Annotated in this window: 21 protein-coding genes and 1 pseudogene; 12 read left to right on the top strand and 10 right to left on the bottom strand. The window is 73.1% G+C overall.

All coding sequences use genetic code 11. The annotated features are described in order from the left end of the window. Positions 1–12 precede the first annotated feature (12 nt). The 3 genes and pseudogenes from DN069_RS02025 to DN069_RS02015 form a co-directional block, all read left to right on the top strand. Positions 13–174: pseudogene (locus tag DN069_RS02025) on the top strand (alpha/beta hydrolase); the annotation flags it as partial. Positions 175–192: 18 nt separating this feature from the next. Continuing rightward, a complete protein-coding gene (locus tag DN069_RS02020; protein WP_111498936.1) occupies positions 193–819 on the top strand; it encodes a maleylpyruvate isomerase family mycothiol-dependent enzyme in 627 nt (208 codons plus the stop codon). A gap of 197 nt (positions 820–1,016) precedes the next feature. Further along, positions 1,017–2,021: an NADP-dependent oxidoreductase gene (locus DN069_RS02015; protein WP_111498935.1), complete on the top strand. Its 1,005-nt coding sequence runs from the start codon at positions 1,017–1,019 to the stop codon at positions 2,019–2,021. A 42-nt stretch (positions 2,022–2,063) separates the two neighbouring features. Here DN069_RS02015 and DN069_RS02010 read toward each other — a convergent pair whose 3' ends face one another. Beyond that, complete coding sequence (locus DN069_RS02010) at positions 2,064–2,813, bottom strand: hypothetical protein (RefSeq protein ID WP_111498934.1); 750 nt, start codon at positions 2,811–2,813, stop codon at positions 2,064–2,066. Positions 2,814–3,120: 307 nt separating this feature from the next. Here DN069_RS02010 and DN069_RS02005 point away from each other — a divergent pair, with 307 nt between their 5' ends. Further along, on the top strand, positions 3,121–4,476 hold the full coding sequence (locus tag DN069_RS02005; protein WP_111498933.1) for a DUF2254 domain-containing protein: 1,356 nt from the start codon (positions 3,121–3,123) through the stop codon (positions 4,474–4,476). Positions 4,477–4,559: 83 nt separating this feature from the next. On the opposite strand, the gene DN069_RS02000 is transcribed toward DN069_RS02005, so the two are convergent. Together DN069_RS02000 and DN069_RS01995 are read right to left on the bottom strand one after the other, a co-directional pair. After that, positions 4,560–4,850, bottom strand: coding sequence for an SHOCT domain-containing protein (locus tag DN069_RS02000; RefSeq protein ID WP_111498932.1), 291 nt, complete (start codon positions 4,848–4,850; stop codon positions 4,560–4,562). 37 nt (positions 4,851–4,887) lie between these two features. Then, complete coding sequence (locus DN069_RS01995) at positions 4,888–5,310, bottom strand: DUF6325 family protein (RefSeq protein WP_111499033.1); 423 nt, start codon at positions 5,308–5,310, stop codon at positions 4,888–4,890. Positions 5,311–5,515: 205 nt separating this feature from the next. On the opposite strand from DN069_RS01995, the gene DN069_RS01990 reads away from it, so the two are divergent. After that, entirely contained in the window at positions 5,516–5,716 is a 201-nt protein-coding gene (locus tag DN069_RS01990; protein ID WP_111498931.1) for a hypothetical protein, read from the top strand. 20 nt (positions 5,717–5,736) lie between these two features. Here DN069_RS01990 and DN069_RS01985 read toward each other — a convergent pair whose 3' ends face one another. Then, entirely contained in the window at positions 5,737–8,421 is a 2,685-nt protein-coding gene (locus tag DN069_RS01985; protein WP_243638841.1) for a winged helix-turn-helix domain-containing protein, read from the bottom strand. Between the two features lie 225 nt (positions 8,422–8,646). Here DN069_RS01985 and DN069_RS01980 point away from each other — a divergent pair, with 225 nt between their 5' ends. Beyond that, a complete protein-coding gene (locus DN069_RS01980) occupies positions 8,647–9,048 on the top strand; it encodes an SHOCT domain-containing protein (protein WP_111498930.1) in 402 nt (133 codons plus the stop codon). A 16-nt stretch (positions 9,049–9,064) separates the two neighbouring features. Here DN069_RS01980 and DN069_RS01975 read toward each other — a convergent pair whose 3' ends face one another. Beyond that, on the bottom strand, positions 9,065–9,391 hold the full coding sequence (locus DN069_RS01975) for a hypothetical protein (RefSeq protein ID WP_111498929.1): 327 nt from the start codon (positions 9,389–9,391) through the stop codon (positions 9,065–9,067). Between the two features lie 215 nt (positions 9,392–9,606). Continuing rightward, the gene (locus tag DN069_RS01970; protein WP_243638840.1) at positions 9,607–10,026 is read right to left on the bottom strand and encodes a pyridoxamine 5'-phosphate oxidase family protein; all 420 of its coding nucleotides are present in this window, start codon (positions 10,024–10,026) and stop codon (positions 9,607–9,609) included. A 326-nt stretch (positions 10,027–10,352) separates the two neighbouring features. Between DN069_RS01970 and DN069_RS01965 the strand changes: the two genes are divergently transcribed. From DN069_RS01965 to DN069_RS01940, 6 genes are all read left to right on the top strand, one after another. After that, positions 10,353–11,264, top strand: coding sequence for a GAF domain-containing protein (locus DN069_RS01965; protein ID WP_165845337.1), 912 nt, complete (start codon positions 10,353–10,355; stop codon positions 11,262–11,264). An 89-nt stretch (positions 11,265–11,353) separates the two neighbouring features. Further along, positions 11,354–11,722 carry a pyridoxamine 5'-phosphate oxidase family protein gene (locus tag DN069_RS01960; RefSeq protein ID WP_111498927.1) on the top strand — a complete coding sequence of 123 codons (369 nt, stop codon included), beginning with the start codon at positions 11,354–11,356 and terminating at the stop codon, positions 11,720–11,722. A gap of 126 nt (positions 11,723–11,848) precedes the next feature. Beyond that, positions 11,849–12,028 carry a hypothetical protein gene (locus DN069_RS01955; protein WP_111498926.1) on the top strand — a complete coding sequence of 60 codons (180 nt, stop codon included), beginning with the start codon at positions 11,849–11,851 and terminating at the stop codon, positions 12,026–12,028. Then, positions 12,025–12,963 carry a ThiF family adenylyltransferase gene (locus DN069_RS01950; RefSeq protein ID WP_165845336.1) on the top strand — a complete coding sequence of 313 codons (939 nt, stop codon included), beginning with the start codon at positions 12,025–12,027 and terminating at the stop codon, positions 12,961–12,963. Before DN069_RS01955 ends, DN069_RS01950 begins: the two co-directional genes overlap by 4 nt. Positions 12,964–13,191: 228 nt before the next feature. Beyond that, entirely contained in the window at positions 13,192–13,806 is a 615-nt protein-coding gene (locus DN069_RS01945; RefSeq protein ID WP_111498924.1) for a universal stress protein, read from the top strand. Between the two features lie 93 nt (positions 13,807–13,899). Continuing rightward, positions 13,900–14,625 carry an HAD family hydrolase gene (locus DN069_RS01940; RefSeq protein ID WP_111498923.1) on the top strand — a complete coding sequence of 242 codons (726 nt, stop codon included), beginning with the start codon at positions 13,900–13,902 and terminating at the stop codon, positions 14,623–14,625. Here DN069_RS01940 and DN069_RS01935 read toward each other — a convergent pair whose 3' ends face one another. From DN069_RS01935 to DN069_RS01920, 4 genes are all read right to left on the bottom strand, one after another. Further along, positions 14,626–15,600, bottom strand: a complete 975-nt coding sequence (locus tag DN069_RS01935; protein ID WP_111499026.1) for a zinc-binding alcohol dehydrogenase family protein — start codon at positions 15,598–15,600, stop codon at positions 14,626–14,628. A 62-nt stretch (positions 15,601–15,662) separates the two neighbouring features. Further along, positions 15,663–16,670 carry an Acg family FMN-binding oxidoreductase gene (locus DN069_RS01930; protein WP_243638839.1) on the bottom strand — a complete coding sequence of 336 codons (1,008 nt, stop codon included), beginning with the start codon at positions 16,668–16,670 and terminating at the stop codon, positions 15,663–15,665. 37 nt (positions 16,671–16,707) lie between these two features. After that, complete coding sequence (locus DN069_RS01925; protein ID WP_111498922.1) at positions 16,708–16,989, bottom strand: helix-turn-helix domain-containing protein; 282 nt, start codon at positions 16,987–16,989, stop codon at positions 16,708–16,710. Positions 16,990–17,169: 180 nt separating this feature from the next. Then, positions 17,170–18,921 carry a sensor histidine kinase gene (locus DN069_RS01920; protein ID WP_243638838.1) on the bottom strand — a complete coding sequence of 584 codons (1,752 nt, stop codon included), beginning with the start codon at positions 18,919–18,921 and terminating at the stop codon, positions 17,170–17,172. Positions 18,922–19,073: the final 152 nt, after the last annotated feature.

The raw sequence follows: 19,073 nt of genomic DNA, 5'->3' as shown, positions 1-19,073 counted from the left end.
CTTGAGCGTCCGGCTGTGCCGCCGGCCATGCAGGACCGGATGATCCGCGAGGGCGACGCGCTGACGCCGGAGAACCGCTACGACGTCCGCACCCTGACCAGCAGCCACCTGAAGTGGCTGGTCGAGCCGGCCCCGGCGGCCCTGGTGCTGAGCGAGATCGCCGCGCTCTCGTAGGCTGGAGGAGAGGAGGTCATGATGGGACATCAGAACACGGCAGGCGCCGACCTGCTGACGGAGCTGTGGCAGTCCTGGGCGCAGCGAGGGGCCGCGTTCGCCCCGGCCGAGTGGAACACGCCGACCCGGCTGCCCGGCTGGTCGGTGCAGGCCTTGTACGCCCATGTCGCGCCCGACCCGGCGCTGTTCGCCGGGCTGCGCGGAGCGATCGTGGAACAGCCCGCGGCGATCACCAGCGGAGCCGAGATCCTGCGGATCTTCAACCGGCCCGGCGGTGTGGCCCACGTCGCGGCGGACGCGGTGGCCGCGCAGGCCCGTGACTCCGCCGACGTCACGTCACCGGAGGAGTTGGTCAAGCGATTCGCCGAGGGACCGGCCACGGTGGCCCAGCTCGGAGGCTTCCCGGACGCCACCGCGGTCGCCCACCCCGCGGGGCTGGTGACCCTCGGGGCGCTGCGCGACGTCGCGATCATGGAGGCGACGGTCCACCTCCTCGACCTCATCGCCGCGGTCGGCGGCCCGCCGCCGCCCGCAGCGGCGCTGGCCGTCACCCGGGACATGCTCGCGGACGTCCCGGATCCGACCGCCTTCATCGAGGCGGCGGCCGGCCGGACCCAGGACGCGGTGCTCCCGGTCATCAGGTAGCGCACCGGACGGACGCTGGACCCCGCCCCCGGTCCGCAAGAAGTCCGAGAGGCGACGCCGGGACGGTCCGGGACCCGCCCCGGCGTCTTCGATCAACGCGTGGTCAGTGCAGGGGTATGAGAGGTATTCATGGAATCGGACCTCCCATGAACACTCTCCCCTTGGCGAGGAGCCCGCTCCCTTCCTACGGTGCCGTCATGACCGAGAACGCGATCACCGTCCAGCAGACCGCACGCCCCCACGGCTTCCCCACCACCGCGCACTTCGCCTTCGTCGAGTCCGCGCTTCCCGCTCCCGTGGTCGGCACCGCGCTCGTGGAGAACCTCTACTGGTCCGTCGACCCGTACCACCGCGAGATGATGGACGACGTGCCCGGCGGCTTCGCGCTCCACACCCCGCTGGAGGGCCGCACCCTCGGACGCGTCGTCGCCTCGCGGACGCCGGAGTTGACCGAGGGCGATGTCGTCTTCCACCGCCAGGGCTGGCGCACGCACTCCGTGGTCCGCCCCGAGGAGATCCGCCGACTCCCCCGCTTCGACGGCGTCCCGCTGACGGCCTTCCTCAGCATCCTCGGCGGCACCGGGCTGACCGCCTACGTGGGCCTCACCCGCATTGCCCGGCTCCGCGAGGGCGACGACCTTTTCGTCTCCGCCGCGGCCGGCGGCGTCGGCACGGCCACCGGCCGGTTCGCCCGTCTGCTGGGAGCCGGACGGCTCGTGGGCAGCGCGGGCTCGGCGGCCAAAGTCGACCACCTCACCCGGGAGGTGGGTTACGACGCGGCGTTCGACTACCACGAGGGTCCCGCCGCCGACCTGCTCGAAAAGGCCGCACCGAACGGCATCGACGTCTTCGTGGACAACGTCGGCGGCGAGCAACTGGCCGCCGCGGTGGGCGCGCTGCGCGAGTTCGGGCGCATCGTCCGGATCGGCACCGTCAGCCGCTACAACACCCCGGACGCGCCCGCGCCGCAGTTCAACTACTCGGACATCGTGGAGAAGAGCCTGCGCATGGAGGGCTTCCTGGTCAGCCACTACCGCGACCTGCAGGACGAGCTCTACGACTTCGCGGTCCCCCACCTGCAGAGCGGCCGGCTGACGCCGGACGAGACGGTGGTGGACGGGTTCGAGCACATCGTGGACGCGTTCCTGGGCATGCTGCGTGGCGAGAACACCGGAAAGATCATCGTGCGGGGGGACGTGTAGGTCTTGCGTTCACGGGGATCCGTCCCGGATTCGGCGCACGCTTCAGCCGTGACCGAGGTCCCGGCTGAGCTCCAGACCGAGTACCTGGTCCAGCCACACGAAGACCTCGAACCGGGTCCCGTCCAGCAGGCCCGGATCGTGCGCCACCTCGTCCAGCAGCCCCAACAGGCCCTGGGTGTCCAGGTCCGCGCCGAGCAGGCTTCGGGCCCGGTCCCGGATCGCTGACGGCACGGGGGAGGACGGGGAGCGCGACCAGGCCGCCACCGAGGTGCGCCATCCGGCCAGTGCGGTCGCGGCGTCCCGCAGTCCGGTCTCGCTCACCGTGAGCGGCTCGCGATAGTGCGTCGCGAGCAGTGCCCTGCGCCGCGCCGCGGCATCGTGGTTCGTGGGCTCCTGAGGCAGCGGCGGTGTAGAAGCGGGGGCGGCCGTCCGGCCGACCCGCAGCACGACGCCGGATCCCGCCGAAGCGTCGCACGAATGGCTCAGCACATGGACGTCCGCACGCGGATCGTCACCGGCCCCGCTCACGCGCACGCCGTAGCCGGCCACGAGCCGGTCCAACCGCTGGATCTCCGGTGGCGGCAGGTCGGGCACGGCGACCCCGGGGAAGACCTGCACCCCCTCCATCTCCAGCGCACGCAACAGCACGTCGGCGACGACCAGCGCCCGCGCCTCGTCCCACCCCACCGCAGCACCGGCGCACGCCAGATGCACGCGCAGCCGCACCGTGTGCCGCCCCGGCGAGAGCAGCGCCACCGCGCGTCCCCGGGTCGCGTCGAAGAGATGCACCACAGACCGAAGCTACCCCGGCGCGGGAGTCGCCGCGCTTCATCTCCCGGAGCGCGGCGCACCGGGCGGACGGCGCACCTGCCAACCGCGGCTTCGGCGCCGCCGAGCTGATCCAGCTGGTCCCGCCCCGGATGCAGGAGCGGCACAGCGGCCGGATGGTCCACATCAGCTCGGATTTGCCCAGCTCAACGGGCATGGCGGGAAAGGGCAGGGATACCCTGGGGGAAGGGCGCGTAGGAAGTCCGGTCGGCACGGGACCGCGGGCCGACAGGCCCCCAAGCGCCACCGACCAGCTTCGCCGGAGACCCCGATGCCGCGCACCTCCCGCCGTCGTAGGGCCCGAGCGGCCGACTGGCGGCGTGAGAGCCGTCGCACCAATCTCTGGCTGGTCCCCGCGCTGGAGGCTCTGGCCGCCGCCGGCCTGTGCTCGATCACCCTCGCGCTCGACCGCGCCGCCTACAACGGCAGCCTCCAGTTGCCCAGCTGGGTGCTCAGCGGCAGCGCCGACGCGGCCCGACAGGTCCTGACGACCATCGCGGCGGCGATCATCACCGTCGTCGGCCTGGTCTTCTCCATCACGATCGTCGCCCTGACGCTGGCCTCGACCCAGTTCGGGCCAAGGATGCTGCGCATCTTCATCCGCGACCGGGGCACCCAGCTCACACTCGGTACCTTCGTCGCCACGTTCCTCTACGCCGTCCTGGTCCTGGTCGCGATCAGCCCCGGCCGTCACGGGGACTTCGTCCCGCACCTGTCCATCACCACGACGCTCGCGCTCACCCTGGTCGACCTGGCGACGCTGATCTACTTCATCAACCACATCGCGCGCTCGATCCAGCTCCCGCAAGTCGTCGCCGCGATCGCCCACGATCTCGCCCAGGCCATCGAGGACCAGAGCGCACCCGACACCGAAACGCCGCAGGACAGCGGCGAGCGCGGCCTGTCCCCGGGCGAGCTGCTGTCGCGCATGCAGACCGACGGCGCCGTGGTCACCACGTCCGCGAGCGGCTACCTGCAGTACCTGCGCCACGACCGGCTGGTCCGCATCGCCCGCGACGCCCGCGCCGTGATCCATATCCCTTACCGGCCGGGCCACTTCCTGGTCCAGGGGCATCCGCTGGCGTACGTGTGGCCCCCGGAGGCCGCCGCGCACGTCACCGCGGACCTGCGCCGGGGCCATGTCACCGGTCCCTACCGCACCCTCACCCAGGACGTGTCCTTCGGCATCGACCAGCTCGTCGAGATCGCACTGCGCGCCCTGTCGACGGCCGTCAACGACACCTTCACGGCCATGACCTGCGTCGACTGGTTGGGCGACTGCCTGTGCCGGATCACCACGACCTGGCAGCCGCGGCACGTCCACCGCGACCGCCACGGCTACGTCCGCGTGATCGCCCACCAGCCCGACTACGACCGCCTCGTCCGCCGCTCCTTCGAAAAGATCCGCCAAGCCTCGTCCGGCATGCCGGCCGTGATGATCCGCCAGCTCGACGCACTCGACAAGGTCATGCACCAGACCCACGACCCGGAACGCCGGAAACTCCTCATGGAACAGGCGGACCTGATCCTGAACGCCTGCGAGTCCTCCGTCCCGGAACCGGCGGATCGCGCAGACGTCCAACGAAGCCACCGGACGGTCCAGGACGCCTACGACCACACCGGCTGAACCACGACCGTCCCCGCCCTGCGCGGGCGCTCCAGCCACTCCGGCCGGCCCGGCCACCGTCCGTCACGTGCGGCGCGAACGGGTCACTGCGCGAGGATGCGTGCCTTCTGGGCCTCGAACTCGGCTTCCGTCAGCACCCCCTGCTCCTTGAGAGCGCCCAGTTCCTTGAGTTGGTTGATCTTGCTCTCCATGTCGGTGCCGGGCGCGGGCGGCGGAGGCGTCTGGTAGGCGGGCTGGGCCGCGGCCATCTGGTACTGGCGCTCCTCCTGATCGGCCCAGCGGCCGGCCTGGCGGCGCGACACGCGGTTGGAGACAGCCGTGGCCGTGCCCGCGATGGCGGCGGTACGGGCGACGCCCCGGATCAGTCCAGGCATGATGTTCTCCGTTCTGGGTCAGTGCGACGGCCGGGGGTCACGCGGCGGCGTCCAGCTCGTCGAGCGTCTGCAGGATGTCCTGCACCGGGATCCGCCCGCCGGCGACGAGCCTGCCGCCGCCCCGGCGCAGCGCGGCGGCGAACGGAGCCGCCCAGACGTTCTCGTAGACCAGGATGCCTGCGGAGTCGCCGGGGGAAAGGATCACTGCGGCCTCCTGCAGGTCGTCCTGGCTCACCAGGCCGGAGGAGGCTCCCTCGAAGACGGTGAGGTCGAGGACACCGTCGCCGTTGAGGTCGGCGATCTCGAGCGCCGTCACGGTGCCGTCGATCTCCTTGCGGACGAACGCCAGATCCAGGATCCGGATGATGCCTCGTTCCACCAGGTCGACGAGGAGGGGCAGGCCTTCGCCTGTCATGCGGCTGCCGGGGAACTCGACCACGAGGTAGTCGATCGGTCCCATCTCGTTGAAGTTGGTGGTCACATCTCCTCCTTCGGCTGTGCTGCGCACCAGCGGGTCGCGCCGGCCCGCTGTTCCGATGTAACCCCCGCGCCGGTGGACCGAGATCACCCGCCATGGGTGACCCGGGCGGCAGTGGCTTGCCGCAGGGTGGAGACACACCCGTTCCGGGGGCAGTTGGCCGGTCCGGGGAACCGGAGGGAGCCGCATGCGGTACGAGATCCGCGTCGAAGGGCTGATGGTGGAGACGACTCTGCGCGAGGCCTTCCCGGAACTGGACGGCGTCTTCGTTCCGAACCAGACCATCCTGTTCGGCCACGTCACCGACGATGCGCATCTCTTCGGGCTGCTCAACCGCTTCCAGGCGCTGGGCTTGCGGGTCACCGAGATGCGCCGGCTGCCTGAGTGAACCCATCGTTGCGAAGGACCTCACAGGAGGTTCAGCCGGCGCGCACGCCGCACGGCTTCGCCGCGGCGGCTCGCGGCGAGCTTGCGGTTGATGCTCTTCAGATGCGTCTTCACCGTGTTGACGGAGAGAAAGAGGTCGGTCGCGATCTCCTCGGTGGACATGAGCTCCGCCGCCCTCGCCAGCACCTCGCGCTCGCGCTCGCTCAACGGCGGGATCACGGCCGGGAGCTCGTCCGTGCCGGCGCCCAGCGGCAGGTCCGGCGCCGGGGCCGGGCGCAGATCGGGGGGCAGCCACGGGTGGGGCCGGGTGAGTCCGGGGTCACCGTTGAGCACCCGGCACAGCCACGGGGCGGCGAGGCGGAACGGCAGCCACAGCCGTTCGGCGTGGGCCGCGTCCAGCGCCGCACGCACCAGCCGCCGGGCCGTGGCCGGGTCACCGAGGGCGTCGACCGCCTGGGCGCGGGTCAGCATGGCCTGCACGTCCACCACGGATCCGTCGGTGTCACGGGCGTCGAGCTCGACCAGGTCGTGCAACGCCTTCTCCGGCTCGCCGAGCGCCAGCCGGGCCCGTGCCGAGGCGACGGCCGGCTCCGGCGCCAGGCGATCGGCGTCGCGCAGTGCGTCGAGCGCCGCGTCGGGGTGGCCTGCGGCCAGATGAGCCGCGGCGGCGGTGGCCGCGACCCGGTCCGCCAGCCACGGTGCGGCGGCCTGAACGGCCGGCTCGGGCGCCTGCAGGGCGTCCAGCGCCGCCTTCGGCTTACCGTCGGCGAGCAGCAGCAGGGAGTGGGCGACGGACAGCTCCTGGGTCACCACGGCGTCCGAGTTGTCGCCCACCGCGGCATCGGCGGACCGCAGTTCGGCGTCCGCCGCGGCGAGTTCGCCGCGGTCGATGGCCACCTCGGCCAGCACCAGCTGCCCGGCCCCCGTTCCCGCGCCGGGAGGAAGCGCTGAGCGTCGCGCCTCGGCCATGGCTGCACGCGCATGCTCCTGGGCTCGAGTGAGCCGTCCGTCGAGGAGCTCGATGAGACCCAGCCCGCACAGGGAGTCGTGCCGGGGTTGCGCCGTGTCCGGCGCGTCGGGCGTTTCGACGGCTGTGGCCAGAGCCCGCCCCGCCTCGGCGAACCGGCCGTCCTTGAGCAGGACCGCGCCCAGGTCGTCCATCAGGTGGGCGGAGAGTTCCGGGTGCGCCTCGACGAGCTCCGGAGGCAGTTGGGCGCGCAGCTGCGCCGCCTGGGCCACGGCTGCCTCCGCCATCTCGACAGAACCGGTCTGCCGGGCGGCGAGCGCCCGCAGGCAGGCGGCGGTGAGGCGCAGTGCGGCGTCCCCGGTGCGATCGCGGTTGCCGTCGCCGGTGCCGCTGTCCCGCCCGAGCGTTGCCTCGGCCGCGCGCAGGTGGGCGACTGCCCGGTCGGGGTCGTGTCGGGCCAGTTCCAGGACCGCTCGTGCCAGCGCGGGGGCGGGGCCCGGGGTCTCCGGCGGCATGGCCGCGAAGAGGTGGGCCAGCCGCTCGGCGTCGCGTCCCACGAGCAGCCGCCAGACGGCGAGACTGCGCACGAGCAGCACCGCGGCGAACTCCCAGTCCTCGCCTTGGGCCGCGTGCGTGAGTGCGGCCATGAGCTGCCCGTGTTCACCGAGCCATCGCGCCGCGCGGACGTGCACGACCCGTTCCAGGTCCGGCTGCCGCACATGCAGGCGGATGCGCAGGATCTCGGCGAAGAGGGGATGCTGCCGGTACCAGGAGTGGCCGAGCGGGGTGAGGAACGCGTTGGCGCGGTCGAGGTCGTCGAGGATCCGGGCCCCGTCACGTCGCCCGGTGAGCGCGTCCGCCAGGTCGGGGTGGATCTGGTCCAGGACGCAGGTGCGCAGCAGCAGGTCCTGGGTCTCGGCGGGCTGCGCCGCGAGCACCTCGTTGGTGAGGAAGTCGGCGACGGCGCCCTGGCCGGTCTCGAAGTCGCGCACACTCGCCTCGGGGTCCGGCGCCTCCTGCGCCGCGAGGGCGGCGAGTCGCAGTCCGGCCGCCCAGCCGTCCAGCCGCGTGGTGAGCGCGCGGATGGACTCCTCCGTGACGGCGAGCCCGTGTGTCGTGAAGAGCTCGATCGTCTCCTCGGCCGAGAAGGCGAGATCGGCGGCCCGGACACATGTCAACTCGCCGGTGAGGCGGTAGCGGTACAGGGGCAGCAACGGATCGGTCCGGCTCACCAGGACCAGTCGCAGCCCCGCGCCGGCGTGCCGGATGAGCTCGTGCAGCTCCGCGGCGATCTGCGGCAGGGCGATCCGGTCGAACTCGTCCAGCACCAGGACGACGGGCTGATCCTGGCTGTGCAGATGCGCGGCGAGTCGGCCGAGGAGCGCCGGGTCGGCCCCCCTGGGGTCGTACGGAGCCTGGATGTCCGCGGGCAGTGGCACACCGTGGTACCGCATCGCCTCCAGCACGTAGGTCCAGAACCGGCCCGGCTCGTTGTCGGACTGCTCCAGGGTGAGCCAGGCGGCACGGCCCGTTCCGCACACCGTCCGGAACCAGTCCGCGGCCAGCAGGGTCTTGCCCGCCCCGGCAGGCCCGGTGACCAGCACCAACGGACCGCGCACCCCCTCGGCCAGGCGGCCCACCAGCCGGGGGCGGTGGACCGACTCCGCCGGGAGCACGGGCACGGCGAAGCGGACGGCCATGATCGGGTCGGCGTTCGGCGGTGGGGAAGGGTGGGGCACGGTGCTCACCGGCCTGGGTCGGGCGGACGTGTCCGCGAGGGTTCCCCCCGAGTCTCGTCGTTCGCCCTGCGCTCTCGAAGGGCCGCCCGGGAGTCATTGACGGGGACCAATGGCCCTGTCGTCGGCCGAGTGACCGGGATTCACCCGCAACGGGTGGTGCGCGCGACAGCGCACCGTGCGGAAGTGGAGGAAGCATCCGTTTGTCGAGCCAGCAAGGAGAGGGCGATGGACTACCCGTTGCTCAATGTCTTCTTCACCACGATGTGGGTCTTCCTGTGGGTCATGTGGTTCTTCCTGCTGTTCCGGGTCTTCGGGGACCTCTTCCGTGACGACAGCGTGAGCGGCTGGGGCAAGGCCGGCTGGTCGGTCTTCGTCCTGGTGCTGCCGTTCCTCGGCGTGTTCGTCTACTTGATCGCCCGCGGCAAGAGCATGGGCAGGCGTGAGATGAAGCGCTCCGAGGAGGCCGAAGCGGAGTTCCGCTCCTACGTCCAGGAGGCCGCGGCCGGAAGCGGCACCGCACCCAAGACCCAGGCCGCCGAACTGGCACAGCTCGCGGAGCTGCGGAAGCACGGCGACCTCACCGAGGAGGAGTACCAGAGCGCCAAGGATCACGTCCTGGCGGCCTGAACCCACCGCTCCGCGATCAGGCCGTCGCCGCGAGGCCCGAGGCCAGGGCCAGCCAGGCGAGGAGGGAGAGTTCCACGATCGCGATTCCCACCGTCACGAGCGCGCACAGGGTGGCCGCTTCGGTCCGCCGGGGCGAGGGGTGCGACGGCCGGAGCACCCAGGCCGTGGCGGCCAGCGGCAGCAGCAGGCCGAGCCCTCCAGCGAGCAGGTGAGCCAGCAGCACCACGCCGTGGGCCCGCGACGAGTGGTGTGCCGCCAGGGCGGTCAGCAGGCACCCGGCCAGCAGCAGCGCGGCCGGTCCGGCGGTGGGGCCGCGGCGAGCCGGGTCGGAGAGGGCGGGCATCGGTACCTCCTCACGGCGACCAGGGCACCGGACGGGTCAGGAGACGGCTTCTGTCGTGACCGTAGGCTCACCTCCCGCGTGGCGCCCCTCCGCCGACCCGAGCGGGTGATCACGGAACGTCGCCCGAGCGCACGGTGACGGTCCCGCAGTCGCTGGGCACGATGCTCTCGGACCCTCCGGTCGCGTTCGTACCCGACGGGGACCTCGAACGGCGCTCAGGAGACGGCGATCAGGCGCACGCCGGCGACGATCTCCGGCTGGATGACCACCAGGTGGGTCATCTCGGCGTCGAACCACGGCTCCGGGACCTGTTCCTGACCTGCCGGATCCCACACGGCGTCGCCCTCCGGCTCCATGGCGAGCAGCCGGGCGTAGCCCGTCACGGTGACGCTCCATCCGGACCGGGTCTCCGCGTCGATGTCGTCGGCCTCGTAGACGACCACGGCGCCCGCTGTCGGGCCCGCGGGCACGGCGGCGGTCAGGGCTGCGCCCCTGTGGGTGCGGATCATGATCCTTCCGTCGACCAGCGCGTGGTTGACCAGCCGGATCGCGGGCAACGCGTGCTCGGTGAAGACGATCCGCCCGAACGGCGCCCCGGCCAGCAGCCTCATGGCCTCCTCCGTGGAGAGCGGCACCGTCCGCGGTCTCCGCCGGGGTGCCGGTGCCGGGTCCTGCGGCCTTGCTCGTAGCGCCCGTTCGTCTCCCATCACCCACCTCGCACCCGGCCGACGTCACCGTCTGACCGGCTTCGGGCTTCGGCTCCCGCGTATCGAGCGGATCGCGCCGCGAAAGGGGCGCATGTCCTCGATGTTGATCAATGTCGCGCGGCGTGTCCAGGGCCGAACGGCCCTGATCGATGCCGCTCCTCGTCGCGTGTGCCTCGTCGCAGCCCGAGGGGAGCGGACGTACGCTTGAGGCGCCGCAGATGCCCCGGCAGGTCATGGTGGGTGCCTTGGTATTCATGAGCAGATCCCAGAACCTCATGGAGCCGTTGCAGCGGGTGACGGCCCCTTACCGGGACGGTGCCCGGGTGCCGTCGAGGCCGGCGGCGTCGGCACGAGCCGGTGGCGAACTCGACGCGTACATCACTCTCAGCCTGGAGGAGCCCGCCGCCGCGCGGAGCCTGCACGAAGCGGTCTCGACCCTGCCCGCGTGCGCGGATCTGGCGGGACTCCTCCCCCAGGTCATCGAGAGCGCGATGACGTTCATGGACACCGGGTTCGCGAGTGTCCAGCTCGTCGACCCCGGCCACGGCGCACTGGTCCTGGTGGCCCAGTCCGGCTTCGGGCCGGGGTTCCTCGACCACTTCGCGGTCGTCCAGGACGGCAGCTCGGTCTGCGGGCAGGCCGCCCGCGAGGGGACCCAGGCGGTCGTCCCCGACGTCCGCGACGAATCGGCCCTGGAACCGCACTGGGACGCCTTCCGCGCCGCGGGCGTGCGCGCGGTCCAGTCGACGCCGCTGGTCGACGGCTCCGGCCGGATGGTCGGCATGCTCTCGACGCACACCCCACGGCCGCGCCTGCCGTCCGAGCGGGACCTGCTGGTCCTGCGCCTGTACAGCCGGTTCGTGGGCGCGGCTGTCGGACGGCTGCTCGACGGGACGTGCCACGACGCCGATGGGGCGGGCACCGTGTCAACCCCCGCATCCGGGCTCGGGACCGGGCCCGCGCAGGCGGCCTCGCGGCTGGGGCGGAGCATGTCGGAGGCCGTCAACAGGCTCCTGTCCGCGGGGATGAGCTTCGCCGAGGTCCAGGCGCTCGTCGACGACCCGCTCGCCGCGGACCGCGTCCGGACCGGTGTCGAGGAGATCGACGCCGCGATCCAGGTGATCCGGATGGCGATGCTCGAGCACGTCGCTCCGGGTTCTGGGTGATCAGCACGGGCATTTCTGGGCCGGTCGGCGGGCCTGTGCGGGCCGTTGGCCCCTCCCCGGCCCCGGGGCGCGCGACGACGATCGAAGACATGACGTTGCGAGCAGAGCACCTCGACCGCGGCAGCGCGCTGGACCTTCTGGCCTTCGCCAGGACCGGTCGCGTCATCTACACGGTCGCCGCCATGCCCGCCGTCTGGCCCTCCCGTTTCCACGTGGCCGCGGGCGGCGACGTGCTGCTGCAGACCCCCGCGGACTCGGGGCTCGCCCAGGCCATCGGCGGGACCCTCGTCGCCTTCGAAGCGGACGACGTCGGACGCTCCGACGGCACGGGCTGGTGCGTCACCCTGCTCGGCCGCGCGATGGTCGGCGCCGAGGACCCGGCGACCGGCACGGTGGAGATCCGGATCCTGCCCGAGTCGGTCCACGGACGCCGCTTCGCCCTCCCGGCCGTCGCCTGACGACCTGCCCGGTCAGGCCGCCGGCCTGTACGCCCGGTCGCTGCCGGGCGACTTGGCTGCTCAGGATGCCGAGTCGGGCCGGCGGCGTAGCGTTGAGTCAGTGGCTCGCTGGAAGGTGGGATTCACATGGGCGCCGCACCGGAGGTCCTCCAGCAGGCGGAACTGACGCCGCAGGAGGCGCTGGAGAGCGAGCAGGAGTGGTTCCTCGACGCCGAGAGCGGCGACCTCAGGCCGGAGGAGCCTGCCGACGGTGATCCGAGGGACCTGCCCAGGGCGGTCCGCGTGGCCCGCTGGACGTTCGATTGACCGAGGCGGGCGAGCCCGCCGAGGACCGGATCTGGGCGCGCCACCGCCGGTTGACCGGTACGGTCCTGGTCGTCGGCGCGGGAGCGGTCGGCGGCTTCCTGGCGGAGGAGTTGGCGCGGGTCGGCTTCAGCCCCGTCCGGCTGGTCGATCCCAAGGTGCTGGCGGTGGAGAACCTGGTGCGCCACCCGCTGGGCGCCCCGCACGTGGGCGCGCCCAAGGCCACGGCCCTGGCCGGGCAGATCCGCACCGCCTTCCCGCCCTGCGACGCTGTCGGCCGTCAGGCCGACTTCACGCTGCTGCCCGCGGACGAGCAGCGGGCGCTGGTGCGCGAGGCCGACGTGGTGGTGGCCGCGACGGACTCGGCCGCGTGCCAGCGGCAGGTCAACGCCGTCGCTCTCGAGGTCGGCAGGCCGGCGGTCTTCCCGGCGGTCTGGGTGGACCCCCGGATCCGCGACGCCGAGGTCGGCGAGATCCTCTGGACGGATCCCACGCGGCGCACTCCCTGCTACGAGTGCGCGGTGGCGTTTCGGCGCGGTGTGGCCGACACCCAGGCCGCACGGGGCGCCCGCGTCGACATCCAGCTCGTCGCCCTGGCCACGGCCCAGGTGGTGACGGCGCTGGCTCACCCCGCAGACGACCGTGCGGCGATCCTCGACCCGCGACGCACCGCGATCTACCTGCACGGCCTGACCCCCACCTCCCCCGGTGTCCGGGCGACCTTCCCCGCGATCGGGCTGAGCAGCCTCAACGTCCGCGTCCCGTTCCCGGTCCGTCCCTGCCCGGCCTGCCATGCGAGCCGGTACACGTCCCTGGTGCCGGAGGAGGTCGGCGACGAGACTCCCGGCAGCCCGGGGAGACTGAGTGCGTGGATCGCTCTCGCGGCCCTCGTCACGGTCGTCGCGGTCGTGCTGGTGACCGCCGGTCTCGCCACCTGAGCCGGTCTGGCCACCTGAGCTCAGCCCCTTGGCCGGGGTTCGTGCCGGGCCGCCGCGCGGCTCACGCCGTACCCGGGACCTCCGGTCCCGGTCGCATGGACCGGACGCCCCTCATCAGCCGTGGTCTTCCGGGGTCAGGCTGAGAACGAGCGGTTCCGTGGCGTCCGGGACGGGCGACCGCCCCCCACCGCCGGTAACCGCCGGTCGATGCGAGGACGGTGAACGGCCATGCGGGAGCGCGATGTCGGACGGGTGGTCGTGGGCGTGGAGGACACGCTCGCCGGGCTGCGGGCGCTGCGCGAGGCGGTCGAGCTGGCGCGGGGCCACGGCATGGAGGTGCGGGCGGTCCGCAGCTACCAGACCCCGCAGGAACCGGGCGGCCTGTGGTGGTACCCGCCGTTGGGCCCCCACTCGTTCCCGGCCGACGACGATCTGCGGGAGATGCTCAGGAGGGACGCGACGACGGCGGTGGTGCGGGCCTTCGAACTCGCGATGGGCGGTGTGCCGCGGGACGTCGTGGTCCGCGTCGAGCCTGATGACGTCCCGCTGTGCCGGGCGCTGCCGGCGGTCGCCCACCGGGAGGACGACATCCTGGTCGTCGCGGCGTCACGGCGCTCGCGTTGGTGGTGTCGGCAGGGCGGCTCGCTCCCCCGGCGCTGCCTCCGGTGCGCCGTCTGCCCGGTGCTGGTCGTCCCTGTCCCCCAGGCCGCCCGCGAGCTCGGCGGCGGCTGGCGACCACGCCGTCGCCTGCGACGACGGCGCGAACTGGCCGATCTGCTGGGTGGGCGGGCTCCGACGGAGCGACGGAGGACGGAACCCGGAACCGGACCCGAGCCGGGCTGAGGACCACGGCCGGCATGCGGGCGGGCGAGCCGTGGCCCGCCGACCGGCCCTGGTCCGGCCGCGCCGCCGGGCCGTGGGTGCTGTACTGGCGGTGTGATCGGGATCGACGGTCTCGCCGGGGCCCTCTTCGACACGGACGGCGTGCTGACCGACACCGCGGCCCTGCACGCCATGGCGTGGAAGGCGGCCTTCGACGACCTGCTGCGCGCCCTGCCGCAGGAAACCCCACCGGACGCTCGGGCACCCTTCGACATGGCGTCGGACTATCCACGTCACGTCGACGGCCGCTCCCGCGAGGACGGAATCCGTGCCTTCCTGGCGTCGCGCGGACTCCAGGGCCTGGACCCCGAGGCCACGGTCCGGCTCGCCCTGCGCAAGGACCGGATCTACCTCGCTCTGCTCCGTCACCAGGGGGTGGTGCCCCGGCCGGGCGCGGTGGACCTGCTGGTCGCGCTGCGCGGCGAGGGCGTGACGACGGCGGCGGTGTCGGCGAGCCGGCACTGTGCGCTGGTGGTGGCCGCCGCAGGCCTGACGGAGCTGTTCGACATCCGCGTGGACGGGCTGGACGCCGCCCGGCTGCACCTGGCGGGCAAACCGGACCCGGGGCTCTTCCTGGAAGCCGCCCGTCGCCTGGGCACCGCACCCGAACGGACGATGGTGGTCGAGGACGCGCTGGTCGGGGTCGAGGCCGGAGGGCGGGGCGGCTTCTCGCCGGTGGTCGGGGTGGACCGGGGTGCGGGTACGGAGCACCTGCTCGCGCACGGCGCCGACGTCGTGGTCGACGGGCTCGACGAACTCCTGCCGCTGCTCGGCCTGTGATCACTCCCGCAGGTCCAGCACCGCGACGCCGGTCACCCGGTCGGCGGCCAGATCGGCGAGGGCGCGGTCCGCGTCGGCGAAGGCGTAGGACACGGTGTGCACGCGCAGCGGAAGGCCCGCCACCTCGGCGAGGTAGGCCCGGCCGTCCGCGCGGGTGTTGGCGGTGACGCTGCGCAGGTTCCGCTCCTGGAACAGGTGGTCGGCGTAGTTCAGCACGGGGATGTCGCTGAGGTGGATCCCGGCCACCGCCAGCGTGCCTCCCCGGTCGAGGGCGGCGAGGGCGACCGGGACCAGGTCGCCGACGGGCGCGAACAGGATCGCCGCGTCCAGCGGTTCGGGCGGGGCGTCGTAGGCGCCGCCGGCCGAGGCCGCACCCAGCTCCAGGGCCAGCCGTCGCGCCTCCTCGGCGCGGGTGAGCACGTGGACGGTGGCGCCCCGGGCCAGCGCCAGCTGGGCGGTCAGGTGGGCAGAGGCGCCGAAGCCGTAGAGCCCCAGGCGCCCGCCCGACGGCAGGTCGGCGCGCTCCAGGGCGCGGTAGCCGATGATGCCCGCGCACAGCAGGGGCGCCAGCTCAGCGTCGTCGCGCCCGTCCTGAGGCAGCGGGTAGACGTAACGGGCGTCGGCGAGCAGGTAGCGGGCGAAGCCGCCGTCGCGGTCCCAACCGGTGTAGCGGGAACCGGGGCAGAGGTTCTCCCGGCCCGCCCGGCAGTAGCGGCAGACCCCGCAGGTGCCCGCGAGCCAGGCGGCGCCGACCCGGTCGCCGGCTTCGAGGCCGAGCACGCCCGAGCCGACGGCGACGACGCGGCCGACGGCCTCGTGCCCGGGCGTGCGGCCGGGCACGCGGGGTGCCAGATCGCCCTCCGCCAGATGCAGGTCCGTTCGGCACACCCCGCACACGTCGACCTCGATCAGCAGTTCGTCCGGCCCCGGATCCGGTACGGCCCTGCGGACGAGCCGCAGCGGACGGGTGACCATGCGGCCCGGCCGTTCCACGACCCATGCGTCCGTCTCGCGTCCCACCGCGACCACCTGGGCGATCAGGGAAGCTGCAGGATGTCGGTGACCGGGCGGCGCGGGCTCGCGGCACCGGGCGGTCCGTAGCCGAGGCGCAGGATGATCTGGACGTAGCCGGGGCCGGTCTCCGGGTCACGGAGCTGCCAGCGGGTGTCGGGCCACTCCACGGCCTGGTGCAGCACCGAGCCGCGGAGGTCGTTCACCGTCGCGATCAGCCAGACCCGTTCCAGGGCCATACCGGTGCGCACCCAGGCGCTGTGGTCGTCGTGGGCCGTGGTGAAGGTGGCGAGCTGCGGCAGCGGCTCGAAGCGCGCCGACGCCGGGACGCCCACGGGAGGGTGCCCGGTGAAGCTGCGCATGGGGACGCGCGCGTCACGGTCGAGGGGGCCGAGTGCCTCGGCCGGGATACCGTCGGCCGCGGGAGCCTCCAACCGGACCCAGCTCCGCGTCTCCGCCTCACGTGCCACGTCGGCGGCGGTGCGGCGCTCGGCGTCGGCGGTGAGGGCGAGCACGCGCCGGGTCTCGGACTCCTCCAGCATCGTGAGCACCGCACCCTCCTGGTCGGCCGCCACCATCAGCTCCCCGACGAGCCGCTCGGGCACGTCGCGGTTGGTGAACGGCTGCCGGCTGCTGTGGCGTGCGGCGATGGCGGGGTAGAGCTCGGCGTCGGAGCCGGGACGCGAGCCCGGCAGTGGCTGGTCGAAGCCCAGTGCCGCGATCAGGTCCGGTTGGCCGGGATCGGGGAGCAGGCGCAGCCGGGTCTCCAGGCCGAGCGACGCGGCGGCGACGCGGACGTTGAGCAGCGCGGCGCCGATCGAGACGTGCAGCGCCCGCCCCATCGGGTCGGTGACGGGGATGGCACGCGACGGGTCGCGGTAGACCAGCAGGCCGAGGCCGTCGTCCGAGGCGCGGAAGCGCCAGGGCTGGCTGTTGTGCAGGGAGGGCGCGGCGCCCCCGGCAGCCGCCAGGAAGGCGAACCGGTCCGGCGTCAGGGCGTCGGACGCGCGGCTGGTGTCGGAGTCGTCTTTCATGGCCACCGCCTCCTGGGTCTGCTTCGTGTCCTGCGGTTCAGCGTGGTGCTCGGTCTCCGCCGAGCAGTTCCCTCCGGGTGGTCCCCAGCGCGGCGGCCAAGCGGGCGAGCTCTCCAGGAGCGAGCTCGGCCGGACGGGTCTCGACCCAGTCGAGGAACCCCGGGGTCATCCCGGCTCGCTGCGCCACTTCCGCGACGCTGAGCCCGAGTTCGCGGCGGCGGCGGGTGATGCGACGGCCCGGGTCGCCGGGGCGGCCGTGACGGGCGGCCTCGCTCGGCTCGGCGGCCGGCCTCGCGGTGGCTGAGGCTGCTGCGAACATGATCGGATCACTCCCACCAGTGCGGTACGACGGGGTGGCTCACCTCTCAGCGTTCGCCGCGGCCGTGGCGGCGGACAGGGCCGACCGGTCCCCTCTGTGCCCTCGGGACGGCCGTCGCCGCAGGTCCAGGCGGGGCCGCAGGAGGGGGCCGACAGGCCCTCAGCACGGAGCGTCAGTCGCTCAGTCCTCCGGCCGCACGGGCACCCGCCAGACCAGACGGGTGCCACCGCCCGGGTTCGGCTCCAGGTGGAGCACGCCCCCGTGCTTGGCGGCCCGCTCCTCGAGGTTGACCAGTCCGCTGCGACGGCCGCCCTCCGACAGGCCGACGCCGTTGTCGGCGACGCTCAGCAGCACCTCGGACGTGCTGCCCCCGGTCACCCTGGCCAAGACCTCGATGCGTTTCGCTCCCGCGTGCCGTGAGGCGTTGCTGAGCGCCTCCTGCAGCACCGCCAGGACGTCGTCGGCCGTGTCGGCGGGGACGTCGGTGTCGAGCAGGCCCTCGAGCCGGAGCGACGGGGTGAAGCCGAGGGTGGGCACGAACCGGGAGACGACGTCCACGAGCCGGGCGCGCAGTCCCGTCGACTCCTGGGCCGAGTTCCGCGAGCGGAGGCCGAAGATCGACGTGCGGATGATCTTCACCGTCTCGTCGAGGTCCTCCACCGCCCGGCCGACCCGTTCGGCTGCCTGCGGGTGGTCGATGAAGCGCTGCGCGCTCTGCAGCGTCATGCCGGTCGCGAAGATCCGCTGGATGGCGAGGTCGTGCAGGTCCCGGGCGATCCGGTCGTGGTCCTCCAGCAGAGCGAGCTGCTCGGCGTCGCTGCGGTGGGCGGCGAGCTCCAGGGCCAGGGCGGCCTGGTTCGCGAAGGCCTTGAGCGGTGCGACGTCCACCGACGTGAACGGGTACAGCCCGGTCCTGCGGGCCAGCATCAGCACTCCGCGCGGCCCGTTGGCGCCGCGGCCCAGCGGCACGGCCACGGCGGCTCCGAGCCCCTGCCAGCGCGGTGGTCCCGCGGTGACACGCGGGTCGTGGGCGATGTCGTTGCTGGTGATCGGTTCGGCGGAGGAGAAGGCCGTGCCCATGAAGGAGCCCTCCAGGGGCAGCAGCAGGCCCCGGTGCAGCTCCGCGTCCAGTCCCTCCGCCAGCTGGACCGCGAGACCGGTTCCGCCGGTGGTCTGCAGCGTGAGGGCGATGACGCCGAGGTCCGCCTCCAGGATCTCCACCGACGCCTGGACCAGCTCGGCGAGCACGTCCTGCTCGGAGGCGCCGGAGAGGAGCCGGCTGGTGATCTCGCCGCTGGCCAGCAGCCACCGCTCGCGCAGCCGGGCCTCGCGGTACAGGCGGGCGTTGTCGATGGCCACGCCGGCGGCGACGGCGAGGGTCTGCAGCACCGACTCGTCCTCGGCGTCGAACTGGCCGCCGTCACGCTTCTCGGTGAGGTAGAGGTTGCCGAAGACCTCTCCGCGCACCCGGATCGGCACGCCGAGGAAGCTGTGCATCGGCGGGTGGTTGGCGGGGAAGCCGACGGAGGCCTCGTGCTCGGCGATGTCGCGCAGGCGCAGCGGCTCCGGGTGGCGGATCAGCTCGCCGAGGATCCCGTGCCCGGTGGGGAACGGCCCGATCCCCCTGACCTGCTCGGGCGTCAGACCGGTGGTGAGGAACTTGGCCAGCATCCCGTCGTCACCGATGACGCCGAGGGCGGCGTAACGGGCGTCGACCAGGGTCGCGGCGGTCTCGACGATCTGCTGCAGGACCTGGTCGAGGTCGAGCTCGCGGCCGACGGTGAGCACGGCCTCCAGCAGCGCGTGCACCCGGTCGCGGGTGCCGCGGGCGGCGTCCAGCCGGGTCTGCAGCTCCTCCAGGAGCTGGTCCAGGCGCAGGTCCGGAAGCCCCAACGCTCCCTTGTCGGTCTCCGGCGAGGCTTCCTCGGGCACCGGTCCCTCCACCCCCCGTGGCGTGTCGGCCGGAATTCCCGGTCAAGGTCACGTTACCGAGCCCGGAGACCAGACGCACCAGATCCGCTTCCAGTCGCGTCCAGGGCGGAACCCGGGCCTGGCGGCCCAACGCGCGGGCCCGGTCAGCCCTC

This window comes from Streptacidiphilus pinicola (assembly GCF_003258295.1).
In the GTDB taxonomy this organism is placed as follows: Bacteria; Actinomycetota; Actinomycetes; order Streptomycetales; family Streptomycetaceae; genus Streptacidiphilus; species Streptacidiphilus pinicola.
This window is presented reverse-complemented; position numbering and strand designations above follow the sequence as displayed.